The following is a 13,117-nucleotide window of genomic DNA, read 5'->3' as shown; positions in this document are numbered from 1 at the left end:
CCTGCGAACGGACTGTGCGTTTTACGTCGGTCGAGTCCCAACACGAGGACGACGACACCCCCAATGAGTTCGAGACTGACGTTCGGCACGCTCAAGCGGATCGTCGCCATCCTGATCGCGATCGCGGTCGTGCTCGTCGCCGGTATCGTCGTCGGGCAGGCCCCCGCCATCTTCGGCGTCGAGGAGGACCCCGAGGCGTCGATCACGTTCGCGGATCAGCAAGGCGACGGCACCAATGTCACGATTCGGGAGGTTTCGCTCTCGGACGGCGGCTACGTCGTGCTCACCGACGGCGGCGACGAACCGCTCGCGGTCTCCGATCGACTCGAGGCGGGGACCCACGAGAACGTCACCGTCGAGCGCGAGGACGATTCGACCCGGGAACTGGTCGGCCAACTCACGGCCACGGTCCACCGGGACACGTCCGACGACGAGGGCTACGCGTACGAGGCGACCGACGGCGAGGAAGACCAACCCTACCTCGAGAACGGGGTTCCGGTCAGCGACACCGCGACGGTGACGACGACCGAGGAGGACGCGCTCGGCGACTCGTTCCTCGTCGAATCGATCGACGCGCCCGCGACGGCGACGACCAACGAGACGATCCAGGTGAACGCGACGATCCGCAATCCGACCGAGTTCCAGACCCAGCAGTCGGTGACGGTCCGCATCGATGGGGCTGTCTTCGAACGACAGGTCCTGGAACTCGAGGGCGGCGAGTCCCGGACCGTGTCCTTCGAGGTGGACACGAGCGGCGCGCCGCCGGGCAACCGGACGATCGGCGTCTACACCGACGGCGACGGCGCGGTCTCGGCCATCGACCTCGAGTTCCACACTGATCCGAGCGTGTCCGTCGCCGACGCCTCCAACGAGAGCGTGACGGCCGCCGCGGCGATCCCCGAGCAGGGATTCGTCGCCGTCGAGCAAAACGGCACGACGGTCGGGACGAGCGCCGGACTCGAGCCGGGCGAACACGAGAACGTGACCGTCGCACTGTCCGACGACGCGTCGATCGCCGCCGACGACGAACTCACTGCCGCCCTCTACGCGGGCTCGCCGGGCGAGGCCGACGCCGCCTCGCCGATCGAGTTCGAGGGCGAGCCGGTCGAAACGACGTTCACGATCGCGAACGCGAGCGGGGACGCAGACGACTCGGCCGACGGTGGCGACGGCTCCGGTAACGAGTCGACCGGCGACTGATCGCTCGCCTCGAGCGATGCGTAATCGACCGATTCTTACCCGGCCCGCACCTATCGGCTGGCGATGGACGCGCCGCTGTGGACCGAGACCCACGCCCCGGAGCTGGCCGAGTTGCCACAGGACGACGCTCGCGAGTACTTGGAGCGAGCCGTCGAGGAGCCGATCAACCTCCTCCTGCAGGGACCGCCCGGGAGCGGGAAGACGGCCGCAGCGCGCGCACTGGCCCGCGAAGCCCACGCGGACCCGGACAACGACTTCGTCGAGATCAACGTCGCCGACTTCTTCGGCCGGACCAAGACCGAGATCAAGAACGACCCCCGGTTCGAGCACTTCCTCGTCGGGCGCTCGTCGCTGTCGAAACGGGACATGATCAACCACGTCCTCAAGGAGTCCGCGAGCTACGCCCCGGTCTCGGGCGGCTACACGACGATCCTGCTCGACAACGCCGAGGACGTCCGCGAGGACTTCCAGCAGGCCCTGCGCCGGATCATGGAGCAACACCACCGGACGACCCAGTTCATCGTCGCCACCCGCCAGCCCACCAAACTCATCCCGCCGATCCGCTCGCGGTGTTTCCCCGTCTCCTTCCCCTCGCCGAGCAGCGACGAGATCGTCGCCGTCCTCGAGCGCATCGTCGAGCGCGAGGGCGTCGACTACGACGCCGACGGCCTCGAGTTCGTCGCGGGCTACGCGAACGGGAACCTCCGGCAGGCGATCCTGGCGGCCCAGACGACCGTCGAGGACGAGGGCGAACTCACGATGAGCGCGGCCTACGAGACCATCGGCGAAGTCGGGCTGGACGACGAGATCGAGTCGATGTTAGACGACGCCGAGGCCGGCGAGTTCACCGACGCCCGCTCGACCCTTGACGACCTGCTCGTCGACGAGGGGTTAGACGGCAACGAGGTGCTCGAGGAGATCCTCCGGATCGCTCGCAAACGGTATCAGGGCGATCGGCTCGCCGAAATCCACCGGCTGGCGGCCGATATCGACGTCGAGATGCACGAGGGGACGAGCGACCGCGTTCACGTCTCGCACCTGCTGGCGGAACTGGGCCGAGACGCCTGACGGCCGTTTTCGCGACTCCCGGGACGGTGGCGGACGACCCACCGGCCAATCTCTCGCCGACACCGATCGTTATCCCTCTCCTCTGAGAACGCTCGGGTATGCCGACGCTTCTCGAGACCCACATCAAGAACCGGTTTCGCGTCCAGCCGAACCACGCGAACAACAACGACACGCTCCACGGCGGCAATCTGATGAAGTGGCTCGACGAGGTGAGCGCGATGTCGGCAATGCGCTTTGCCGGCGAGACCTGCGTCACCGCCCGCGTGAACGAACTCGACTTCGAGCGGCCGATCCAGATCGGCGATACGGCTCTCGTCGAGGCCTACGTCTACGATGCCGGCCGGACGAGCGTCCACGTCGCGTTGCGTGCGTGGCGCGAGGAACCCCGCAGCGGCGAGACCGAGAAGACCACCGAGTCAACGTTCACGTTCGTCGCGATCGACGAGAACGGTGAGAAGGTCCCGGTCCCCGACCTCTCGATCGAGAGCGAGGAGGGGGAGCGGCTTCGCGATCGCGTCCACGAGATCGAGGGCTGACCCTCCGAAATCTCGCGGTGGCGCACGCTGGGTCGCGGTGAGTCCGCGACGAACCGCGACGCAACATCGTGCGAGGGATGAACGAACGACCGACGGGAGTGAGTGAATCGGCTGGGGAGGGCGTGGCTTTCCTCGTGGCCGCGTACGCAGGACACCCGTCCCGTCGATATGCTCGTGCTCGATACGCGAGGTAGCTACGCCGTTCGCCGCTCGAGGACCATCACGTACCGCGTCAGCGAGCGGTGGACCCGGCGCTCGAACGTCGCCGCGACCTCCCAGCCCGCCGCCCGCGCTTCGCTGTGCCACGAGCGATCCGCGATCACGACCGCTCGCGGCGCGACCCGGTGGGCTTCGGCGAGCGCGCCCGAGACAAGGTCCTCAAGCCGGTGGGTCTCGATCTTCGACTGGCGGCCGTAGGGGGCGTCGAAGACGACGCCGTCGACCGCGTCGTCCGCCAGCGGTAGCTGGGTCGCGTCGCCGCGGCCGACGTGCCACGAGCCCCGCGAAACGCCGGTCGGCGAGGGCTCGTCGCGCTCGAGGAAGTGTCCCAGATTCTCCTGCGCTCCCGCGGCCATCTTCGCCTGCGCGTCGGTGCCGATTACGTCTGCCCCGACCAGCCCTGCCTCCACGAGCACGCCGCCGGTGCCACACATCGGGTCCAGAATCGCCGCGCCCGGCCGAGCGCCCGCGACGTTCGCGACGGCCCGCGCGAGCAGCGGATCCATGCTGCCGGGCTGGAAGAAGGGTTTGTCCGTCGGTGCTCGAGTCCCGAAGTCCCGGACGCTCTCGGCCGCGAGCCAGCCGAGCGCGCAGGCCGAAACGCGCTCGCCTGCGGACTCCTCGCCCTCCGCACGCTCCTCGTGCTCGAGCGCGTCCGTGCCCGAATCGGCCGCGAGCACGCCCTCCGAAAACGCGACCCGCAGGAGGTGGTCCGGATCGTCGAGGTCCACCGCGAACCCGCGGTCGACCAGCACCTGTCCCAGTTCGCGCTCCGCGCGCTCGGTGCTCACGCCGCTCGAGCCGTGGACGTCCGTCGCTCGCACCGCGACGGTTCCCTCCCGGTCGATCGAGGCGGCCTCGAGGACGGCGCGGGCACTCGCGAGGTCTGCGTCGCCGCGGCCGAGGAGGTCGCTCGCGCGCCGGGTGTAGGCGAGGCCGCGGACGCGCTCGGGGACGAGTCCGCCCGCGACGGCGAGCCCGGGTGCGATTCGACGGATACCGGTCGCAGCGCTGGCTGCCTCACAGGCCGCGAACGCGTCGTCTTCACCGCCGAACTCGAGCAGATACACGGTCGAATCATCGCTTCGGACCGGCCATGAGCCTACCGCTTTCCGCGAACCGCCGAGTATACACGATACCAAATATCACACCTACGACCCGCCTACCGCCCGGAAATCGGCCGTCCCGGAAATCGCAGGGATCGTATAAACCGGATATATCAGGTGGCGGTACTAACCTTTATAAACCTTAAATACGTCTTTTTAAGCGACTAATGACGGATCCGAAGGACACCATCAACATCGAAAACGTGGTGGCGTCGACCGGCATCGGACAGGAACTCGACCTCCAGAGCGTCGCCATGGACCTCGAGGGGGCCGACTACGACCCCGAGCAGTTCCCCGGTCTCGTCTACCGTACCCAGAATCCCAAATCCGCCGCCCTGATCTTCCGCTCCGGGAAGATCGTCTGTACCGGCGCGAAAAGCACCGACGACGTTCACGAGAGCCTGCGCATCGTCTTCGACAAGCTCCGTGAGCTCCAGATTCAGGTCAACGAGGACCCCGAGATCGTCGTCCAGAACATCGTCACGTCGGCCGATCTGGGCCGCAACCTCAACCTGAACGCGATCGCCATCGGGCTGGGCCTCGAGAACATCGAGTACGAGCCCGAGCAGTTCCCCGGCCTCGTCTATCGACTCGACGAGCCCGAAGTCGTCGCCCTGCTCTTCGGTTCCGGGAAGCTCGTCATCACCGGCGGGAAAAAGCCCAAAGACGCCGAACACGCGGTCGACAAGATCGTCTCCCGGCTCGAGGACCTCGGCCTGCTCGAGTAACGCCGCCCGTTTTCGGCCGCCGTCGACCGCCTCGAGCGGTGCCCACGCCACCGATTCGCTCACGGACACGTCCTCGCGCCAGACAGCAGGTCCGTCGTGTCCGCGAGACGCTTTTTCCGACCATTCCCCGATCACCCGTCGGTAGTGACTGCTTACCCGTTTGTCCAACGTATTTCTCGGTTCGATCGATCGCGCTCTCGCCGGTTGTCGCATACTCCACCGTCGCTTTCACCGGATTATCGATCGTTCAATCCCGCCCCAGCGGGGCTGACTCGCCTGAATCGATCCAGATTCGTCGAAACGACCGCTCGCGTTTATCCGGCAACCCGTTCCTGACTCTCACGTGCCCATGACGATCCACCCAGATCGAACGACGCCGGTTTCGGATCGGTTTCAGCTCGGGAACGACGCCGCGATCGGCCGCCGCCCGCTCGCACGCGACACGATCCGGGACATCGTCGACAGCGATCGCCGACGCGAAGTGGTTCGCTGCGTCCTCGCCGCCGACGATCCGATCGCGTTGCGAACGCTGGTCGGGCGACTCGCCGACGCCGAGCACGATCCCGCGGTCGGGACGACGATCCACCGACTGCGCCAGCGGATTCACACCTCGCTCTGTGAAACGCACATCCCGCTGCTCGAAGAACACGATATCGTCCGCTTCGATCGGGTGCGGAACCTCGTCGGCCCGGCGGCAAACTGCACCGCGTTCGAATCCCTCCTCGAGTTCGACTCGCTCGAGCGACCGATCGCCGCTCGACTCGAGTAACGCGAGCCGCGATTGCCCGCGACTACTCGACGAGGCGCTCGATCTCGGTCACTAAAATATCGCTCGCGCCGGCGCTTTTGACCTCGGTAATCGTCTCGAAGACGTCTTCCTCGTCGACGACGGCGTGGACCGCGACCTTCGCCTCGTCGGCTTCCTCGTCGGCGATATCCATGATCGTCGGCCCGCCCAGCCCCGGAATGACATCGCGGACGGCCTCGAGTCGATCCTGCGGCACGTTCATCATCAGGTAGCGCTTGCCCTCGGCCTGCTTGACGGAGGCGAGGGCGGTCCGGACCTCGCCGATCTTCGGCTCCTCGAGGACGTCCTCGCGACCGAACAGGCGCACCGAACTCGAGAGGACTTCGTCGACGACGGCCAGCCGGTTCATCTTCAGCGTGGTTCCGGTGCTCGTGATGTCGACGATGGCGTCGGCCATCTCGACGTGGGGAGTCAGCTCCGTCGCGCCCGAGACCTCGACGATGTCGGGGTCGACGCCGGTCTCGGCGAAGAAGTCCGCCGTGATGTTCGGGAACTCGGTCGCGACAGTCTTGCCCGCCAGATCCTCGACGCCGCCGATGTCGCCGTCTTCCGGAGCCGCGAGCACCAGCCGACAGCGCCCGAACTCGAGGTCGAGCAGTTCCGAGACGTTGTCGACGCGAGCCTCCTGGACCTGATCGAAGCCAGTGATCCCGAGGTCGGCCGCGCCGTCGGAGACGTACTCGGGGATATCGGCCGCGCGGGCGAACAGCACGGTTACGTCGGGGTCGACGGTGTCCGCGTAGAGTTTCCGGTCGGCCCCGTTCTCGAGATGGAGCCCCGCCCGCTCGAGGAGGTCGATCGTCGGCTCGTGCAGGCGGCCCTTGTTGGGAACGGCGATTCGCATATGCCGCTCCTTGGACGGCGGCGGGGAATTGTCTTTTCATCCGATCGATCGGCTCGAGCGCGGTCCGTCACGGTCCCTGCAGCCGCCGATACCCCTCGTAGAGCGCGGGCAGCCCCAGGGGGAGCGACAACACTCCGAACCCGACGAGGGCGGTCGGTGCGAGCCCGTGGCGTCGAACCGCGAGCGCCGTCGCTCCGAGCGCGAGCAGCGCCACGGCGTAGGCGGCGTTGCTCCAGAGCGGATCATAGGACGAACAGTACAGCCAACAGACCAGCGTGTACGACGGCGCGTTCCACGTCGCGGGCTCGAGCTTCGGCCAGAAGAACCGGCAGTAGGTTGTCCATCCGACCATCGCGAGCGCCGGGAGGCCGACGAGCCACAGGTCGGCTCCGCGCCGGACCCGCGAGCCCCACCGCCGGTAGCCGGCCAGAAACAGCGCCGGGAAACAGCCGACCCACAGCCAGATCCCGACCGTGTACGTGACCGGCCAGTGTTCGATGCGGGGCTGTTCGATCGGGAGCCGGAGCGACGGCGGCAGCGTCAGCCACGGAAACGACGGGTCGGGGACCGGGTTCGTCACGAGCGCCGCGAGACAGAGCCCCGTCCCGACGACGAGCCCGACGAGGCCGATCGCCGTATACCGCTCGAGCCACCGAGAGACCGCGGGTCGTTCGGGGCCGGTGACCGCCGTGCTAGTGCCGGACATCAGCCCCGTTTACGTGTCCCGATCGAGCGCGTTTCGTCGCTGTTCGTACTCCTCCTCGCTCAGCTCGCCGCGAGCGTACGCCAGCCGCAGTTCCTCGAGCGCCGGGTCGGTGTCGTCCGCACCGGCGATCGCCCGGTAGACGAGATAGCCGCCCCCGACGACGGCGGCGACGAACAGGAGCTGCAACAGGACGGCGACGAGCGGCAGCCAGCCGGGTGCCGTCTCGCCGCTCCACATCTCGTGGCCCCACATGCCGCCCATCATCGGGCCGGCTCCCATCGTTCCGAACCCCATGAACGCCATCGGTAGCACCACGAGGACGCCGATGGCGACGAGGACGATCGCGGCGAGTCGCGTGTCGCGTGTGTCGGTAGCCATGTGATCTCACCGGTGACGGCGCGGTCCGTCTCCAGCTAGGCGTACGGTCTCGTGACTCAATGCGGTTCTCCCTTGGAATCCAACGTTTGGCTACCGGCTCACTTCGACATTCACAGTTCTATCGCCGGCCAGTGGCGTGATCGGGCCGCGATTCGTCGCTGATATAGTGGGGTACCCACCGCCCGGTCGGGGCCCGACGCGAGACGGCCGTGACAGAACGGTGCCCATACGCCGATAAATGCCGCTTAACGCCCGCAACACCGGGTGCTGCGTGTCGCCGTACGGTCCGGTGTCGTCTACCGCCCCGCAGTTCGGTGGCCGCTTTCGATCCCGTCGTTCCGGATGGCGGACGCCATCGATTTCCCAAGGGAAATCGCAATAGGCGATTCCTCCGACGTACTACATATGGAACCGCCACTCGCCGAGGGCGTCCTCGAGTCGCTCCGGATCGGCGTCGGATTCCTCTGGACGGCGGCGTGGGCGATCGTCATGGGACTGACGATCACCAGCCTCGTACAGGTGTACGTCTCGAAAGAGCGGATGGCGCGCGTTCTCGGGGAAGACGACTTCTCGAGCCTCGCGACGGCGACGGCCTTTGGCGCGGCCAGCAGCGGCTGTAGCTTCGGTGCCGTCGCCATCGGGAAGGGACTGTTCGCAAAGGGCGCGCACGCGGTGAACGTCCTCGCGTTCATGTTCGCCTCGACGAACCTCATCGTCGAACTCGGACTGATGATCCTGCTCTTTCTGGGCTGGGAGTTCCTCGTCGCGGAACTGCTCGGTGGCCTCGTCCTCATCGCGGTCATGGCGGTCATCGTCCGGCTGACGCTCCCCGAACCGTTGTTCGACGAGGTCCGCGCGGAACTCGAGCGCGAGGATCGCGAGAGCGGCGGGATAACGGACCCGACCTGCGGGATGGAGGGGACGGACGAACACGCGATCGTGACCGACGGCGGCGAGACGCTGCGGTTCTGTTCCGAGGGCTGTCTCGAGACCTATCGGCAGCAGACAGCAAGCAGCGGCGAGTGGTCCGACGAACTCCGGTCGTGGGGCGGCTGGTACAAGGTTGCGAACCAGTACCGGAAGGAGTGGTCGATGATCTGGAAAGACGTCGTCGCGGGGTTTCTCATCGCGGGCTTCGTCATCGTGTTCGTCCCCCAGTCGGTCTGGAACGCGCTGTTCCTCGGAGGTGACGGCCTGCTCGTGACTGCTGAGAACGCGGTCATGGGTGTCGCGATCGCCGTCCTCAGCTTCGTCGGGAGCATGGGCAACGTTCCCTTCGCGGTCGCCCTCTGGGGCGGTGGGATCAGCTTCGCCGGCGTCATCGCGTTCGTCTACGCCGATCTCATCACGGTGCCGGTGTTGAACGTCTACCGGAAGTACTACGGCTGGAAAGTCATGCTGTACATCCTCGGCGTCTTCTTCGTGACGATGGCGTTTACCGGCTTTCTCATGGAACTGCTGTTCGACGCGCTCGGCATCGTCCCGAACCTGGCCGGCGGCGAGACGGCGACCGAGCAGCGGTACTTCGAACTGAACTACACCTTCTATCTCAACCTCGTCGCCTTCGCCGTCTCCGGGTTCCTCCTGTTCGTGTACCGTCGCGGGCTCGGTGCCCCCGGACAGTACCGCGACCCGGTCTGCGGGATGCGAACGGACGACGACGGCCCGAGCGCCGCACACGACGGCGAGACCTACTACTTCTGTTCGACCGCCTGCAAGCGGACGTTCGAGGACGCGCCGGCCGACTTCGCGGCGCACCCGCCGCGGGTTTCGGACGCCGAGTCGTCGCACGATCACCACTGACCGCCCTCAGTGGCCGAAAAAACGGGGTCCGGTCGGTACCGGACGGTTGGAAGCGACTATCGCAGTCCGGCCGCCCGCGACTCGAGATCGAGCTACGCGGACGCGTCGTAGCCCGCCTCGTCGACCGCGCTGACGAGCGTCTGCGGGTCCGCGTCCCCCTCGACGGTCGCCCGCTCGCTCTCCCGATCGGCATCAGCCGACTCGACGCCGTCGACGCCCTCGAGCGCCTCTTCGACGGTCTGTTCGCAGTGTTCACACGACATGCCTTCGACGGTGAGCGTCTGACTCATACAAGTGTATAGGGGCAGCTCTCCTTTGTGCCTTATCCCTTCCGGCGCTAACCTGCTGGCGAATATAGCTTCGAATTCCAAAGTCACTGCCGCCACGCTCTTTGGTGGCCGGGACGAACGAAGCGTATGCGCGACCTCGACGAAACCGACATGGCGATCCTGCGACTGCTGGGCGAGAACGCCCGGCGGCCGTTCAGCGAGATCGCCGCCGAAGTCGACCTCTCCGGTCCCGCGGTCTCGGACCGCGTCGCCCGCCTCGAGGACGCCGGGATCATCAACCGGTTCACCCTCGACGTCGACCAGTCACAGCTCCGAGCGGGGGTGCCGGTGTTCGTACAGGTGACCGCGCCCCCGGACGCGGTCGAGGACTGCCGGACGGCGGCCGCCGAGGCCGACGCCGTCGAGCACGTGTTTCTCACCGCCGACGGCGAAATCTGGTTCTACGCCCGCGCACAGGTCAACGGCGTCCGCGAGTGGCTCGCGGGACTGCTCCCCGACGCCGACGGCATCGACTACGACGTGACGCTGGTCGACGACGCCGAGTGGACGCCCTCGCTCGAGGGCACGCAGTTCGCGCTCACCTGCGCGGAGTGTGACAATACGGTCGACAGTGAGGGGGAATCGAGCCGGATCGACGGCGAGGTGTATCACTTCTGCTGTCAGTCCTGTCAGGGTCGGTTCGAGGACCGCTACGACCGGCTCGAGAAAGGGGTCTGACTTTCGATCCGAAGCTACGCACCGCGCTGGGCTTTGGATTCCGACCAGTAAAGGGGGTAAGGCGTGGTCCCCTAGAACCCAGTAATGAGTACCCGGACCGCACACCTGGACATCCGGGGCATGAGCTGTGCGAACTGTTCGCAGACAATCAGCGAGGCCCTGGAGTCCCGAGACGGCGTGGCGGAAGCGAACGCCAATTACGCGACCGACGACGGGAGTGTCGACTACGATCCCGAGACGATCTCGCTGGCCGAGATCTACGAGACGATCGACGAGGCCGGCTACGAGGCCGACCGCGCGAGCCGTTCGATCGGGATCACCGACATGAGCTGCGCGAACTGCGCCGAAACCAACGAGGCGGCCCTCGAGGACGTCCCCGGCGTCATCGACGCGGAGGTCAACTACGCCACCGACGAGGCGACCGTCGCGTACAACCCGGCAGACGTCTCGCTCGAGGCCCTCTACGCGGCCATCGAGGACGCCGGCTACACGCCCGTCCGCGACGAAGGCGGCGATGAGGAGTCGGATCAGGATCGGCGCGACGCCGCCCGCCAAGCTGAGATCCGCAAACAGCGCCGGCTGACGATCTTCGGCGCGGTGTTGTCGGCTCCGTTCCTGTTCTTCCTTGCCGACAAGTTCCTGCTTGGCGGGACCTATGTTCCCGAGACTGTCTTCGGCGTCTCCTTCGGCTGGGTCGAGTTCCTGCTCGCGACGCCGGTCTACGTCCTGCTGGGCCGGGAGTTCCTCGTCAACTCCTACACGGCGCTGGTACGCAATCGCACCGCCAACATGGATGTGTTGATCGCGCTTGGCTCGTCGACGGCGTATTTCTACAGCCTCGTGGTCTTACTGGGCCTGCTGGCGGGCAACCTCTACTTCGACACCGCCGCGATGATCCTCGTGTTCATCACGCTGGGCAACTACCTCGAGGCCCGCTCGAAGGGCCAGGCCAGCGACGCTCTGCGGAAACTCCTCGAGATGGAAGCCGAGACGGCGACGCTGGTCGACGAGGACGGCACCGAGCGAGAGGTCGAACTCGAGGATGTCGATGTCGGCGACCGGATGAAGGTTCGGCCCGGCGAGAAGGTGCCGACCGACGGCGTCGTCGTGGACGGCCAGTCGGCGGTCGACGAGTCGATGGTGACCGGCGAGTCAGTGCCCGTCGAGAAGGAAGAGGGCGACGAGGTGATCGGCTCGACGATCAACGAGAACGGCGTGCTGGTCGTCGAGGCGACCAAGGTTGGCTCGGACACGGCCCTGCAGGGGATCGTCCAGACCGTCAAGGAGGCCCAGTCTCGCCAGCCCGACATTCAGAACCTCGCGGACCGGATCTCGGCGTACTTCGTCCCCGCCGTCATCCTCAACGCGATCTTCTGGGGGCTGGTCTGGTTCCTGTTCCCGACGACGCTCGCCGGCGTCGTTGACGCCGTGCCGGTGCTGGACCTGGTCGGCGGCGGTCCGAACGCGCTCTCGACGTTCGAGTTCGCGGTCGTCGTCTTCGCCTCCGCGGTGCTGATCGCCTGCCCCTGCGCGCTCGGGCTGGCGACGCCCGCCGCGACGATGGTCGGCTCCACGCTTGGCGCACAGAACGGCGTCCTGTTCAAGGGCGGTGACATCTTAGAGCGCGCGCGAGACGTCGATACCGTCGTCTTCGACAAGACCGGGACGCTGACCACCGGCGAGATGACGCTGACCGACGTGGTCGCGCTCGAGGACGGCGGACCCGAACCCGACGGCGGCGAACCGGCGACAGACGGTGGTGCGGTGGCGACAAGGGAACGCCTCGAGGAGAGCGAGGTGCTCCGACTGGCCGCCAGCGCCGAGCGCAACAGCGAACACCCGCTCGCACAGGCCATCGTCGAGGGGGCCGAGGAACGCGGCCTCGAGCTAGCCGATCCCGAGGCGTTCGAGAACGTCCCCGGACAGGGCGTCCGGGCGACCCTCGAGGGCCGCGAGGTGCTGGTCGGCAACCGGCGGCTCCTCGAGGGCGAGGGCGTCGATCCCGCGCCCGTCGCCGACGAGATGGAACGGCTCGAAAGCGAGGGGAAGACGGCGATGCTGGTCGCGGTCGACGGCGCGGTCGCGGGCGTGGTCGCGGACGCCGACACGGTCAAGGAGAGTTCGGCCGACGCGGTCGGCGACCTGCGCGAGCGCGGGCTGGATGTCATGCTGATCACCGGCGACAACGAGCGGACGGCCCGCGCCGTCGCCGAGCGAGTGGGGATCGATCCCGACAACGTCCGTGCCGGCGTGCTGCCGGAGGACAAGGCCGACGCCGTCGAGGACATCCAGTCGACGGGCCGCAAGGCGATGATGGTCGGCGACGGGGTCAACGACGCGCCCGCGCTCGCCGTCGCCCACGTCGGCACCGCCATCGGCTCTGGGACGGACGTGGCCATCGAGGCCGCGGACGTGACCCTGATGCGGGACGATCCGCTCGACGTGGTGAAGGCGATTCGAATCTCGGAGGCCACGCTGGCGAAGATCAAGCAGAACCTCGTCTGGGCGCTGGGCTACAACACCGCGATGATCCCGCTGGCCTCGCTGGGCCTGCTCCAGCCCGTGCTCGCGGCCGGCGCGATGGCGCTGTCGTCGGTGTCGGTCCTCTCGAACAGCCTGCTGTTCCGCCGGTACACGCCGGATCGGGACTACGAACTGCTCGGCCGGCTCCGGCGCTGATCGGTCCTCGAGCGGCTGGAACCGGCCGAAACAGT

At 67.1% G+C, this 13,117-nt stretch carries 13 protein-coding genes; 8 read left to right on the top strand and 5 right to left on the bottom strand.

Going from position 1 to position 13,117, the window contains the following annotated elements; all coding sequences use genetic code 11:
• Positions 1-63 precede the first annotated feature (63 nt).
• The 3 genes from C489_RS13860 (at position 64) to C489_RS13850 (ending at position 2,804) form a co-directional block, all read left to right on the top strand.
• The gene (locus tag C489_RS13860) at positions 64-1,200 is read left to right on the top strand and encodes a DUF7282 domain-containing protein (protein ID WP_006431929.1); all 1,137 of its coding nucleotides are present in this window, start codon (positions 64-66) and stop codon (positions 1,198-1,200) included.
• Between the two features lie 63 nt (positions 1,201-1,263).
• The gene (locus C489_RS13855) at positions 1,264-2,268 is read left to right on the top strand and encodes an AAA family ATPase (RefSeq protein WP_006431928.1); all 1,005 of its coding nucleotides are present in this window, start codon (positions 1,264-1,266) and stop codon (positions 2,266-2,268) included.
• 98 nt (positions 2,269-2,366) lie between these two features.
• Positions 2,367-2,804, top strand: coding sequence for an acyl-CoA thioesterase (locus tag C489_RS13850; protein WP_006431927.1), 438 nt, complete (start codon positions 2,367-2,369; stop codon positions 2,802-2,804).
• Between the two features lie 194 nt (positions 2,805-2,998).
• On the opposite strand, the gene C489_RS13845 is transcribed toward C489_RS13850, so the two are convergent.
• The gene (locus C489_RS13845) at positions 2,999-4,093 is read right to left on the bottom strand and encodes a methyltransferase domain-containing protein (protein ID WP_006431926.1); all 1,095 of its coding nucleotides are present in this window, start codon (positions 4,091-4,093) and stop codon (positions 2,999-3,001) included.
• Between the two features lie 203 nt (positions 4,094-4,296).
• Between C489_RS13845 and C489_RS13840 the strand changes: the two genes are divergently transcribed.
• Positions 4,297-4,857, top strand: coding sequence for a TATA-box-binding protein (locus C489_RS13840; protein WP_005554970.1), 561 nt, complete (start codon positions 4,297-4,299; stop codon positions 4,855-4,857).
• Between the two features lie 349 nt (positions 4,858-5,206).
• Positions 5,207-5,626 carry a DUF7344 domain-containing protein gene (locus C489_RS13835; protein WP_006431925.1) on the top strand — a complete coding sequence of 140 codons (420 nt, stop codon included), beginning with the start codon at positions 5,207-5,209 and terminating at the stop codon, positions 5,624-5,626.
• Between the two features lie 22 nt (positions 5,627-5,648).
• Here C489_RS13835 and hisG read toward each other — a convergent pair whose 3' ends face one another.
• The 3 genes from hisG to C489_RS13820 all read right to left on the bottom strand — a co-directional run bounded on the left by hisG (position 5,649) and on the right by C489_RS13820 (position 7,593).
• Positions 5,649-6,509 carry an ATP phosphoribosyltransferase gene (gene hisG, locus C489_RS13830; RefSeq protein ID WP_006431924.1) on the bottom strand — a complete coding sequence of 287 codons (861 nt, stop codon included), beginning with the start codon at positions 6,507-6,509 and terminating at the stop codon, positions 5,649-5,651.
• Between the two features lie 67 nt (positions 6,510-6,576).
• Entirely contained in the window at positions 6,577-7,215 is a 639-nt protein-coding gene (locus tag C489_RS13825; protein ID WP_006431923.1) for a hypothetical protein, read from the bottom strand.
• A gap of 9 nt (positions 7,216-7,224) precedes the next feature.
• Positions 7,225-7,593 carry an SHOCT domain-containing protein gene (locus tag C489_RS13820; RefSeq protein WP_006431922.1) on the bottom strand — a complete coding sequence of 123 codons (369 nt, stop codon included), beginning with the start codon at positions 7,591-7,593 and terminating at the stop codon, positions 7,225-7,227.
• Between the two features lie 405 nt (positions 7,594-7,998).
• Between C489_RS13820 and C489_RS13815 the strand changes: the two genes are divergently transcribed.
• Positions 7,999-9,396 (top strand): permease, encoded by a 1,398-nt coding sequence (locus C489_RS13815; RefSeq protein WP_006431921.1) that lies wholly within the window; start codon positions 7,999-8,001, stop codon positions 9,394-9,396.
• Positions 9,397-9,488: 92 nt separating this feature from the next.
• Here the strand turns inward: C489_RS13815 and C489_RS13810 are convergent, their stop codons facing one another.
• Entirely contained in the window at positions 9,489-9,686 is a 198-nt protein-coding gene (locus tag C489_RS13810) for a CopZ family metallochaperone (RefSeq protein ID WP_006431920.1), read from the bottom strand.
• A gap of 126 nt (positions 9,687-9,812) precedes the next feature.
• Here C489_RS13810 and C489_RS13805 point away from each other — a divergent pair, with 126 nt between their 5' ends.
• The gene (locus tag C489_RS13805) at positions 9,813-10,403 is read left to right on the top strand and encodes an AsnC family transcriptional regulator (protein WP_006431919.1); all 591 of its coding nucleotides are present in this window, start codon (positions 9,813-9,815) and stop codon (positions 10,401-10,403) included.
• A gap of 84 nt (positions 10,404-10,487) precedes the next feature.
• Positions 10,488-13,082: a heavy metal translocating P-type ATPase gene (locus C489_RS13800; RefSeq protein ID WP_006431918.1), complete on the top strand. Its 2,595-nt coding sequence runs from the start codon at positions 10,488-10,490 to the stop codon at positions 13,080-13,082.
• Positions 13,083-13,117 lie beyond the last annotated feature (35 nt).

Source organism: Natrinema versiforme JCM 10478 (genome assembly GCF_000337195.1).
Classification (GTDB): Archaea; Halobacteriota; Halobacteria; order Halobacteriales; family Natrialbaceae; genus Natrinema; species Natrinema versiforme.
The sequence above is the reverse complement of the archived record's forward strand: the minus strand, read 5'-3'. Positions and strand labels throughout refer to the sequence as shown.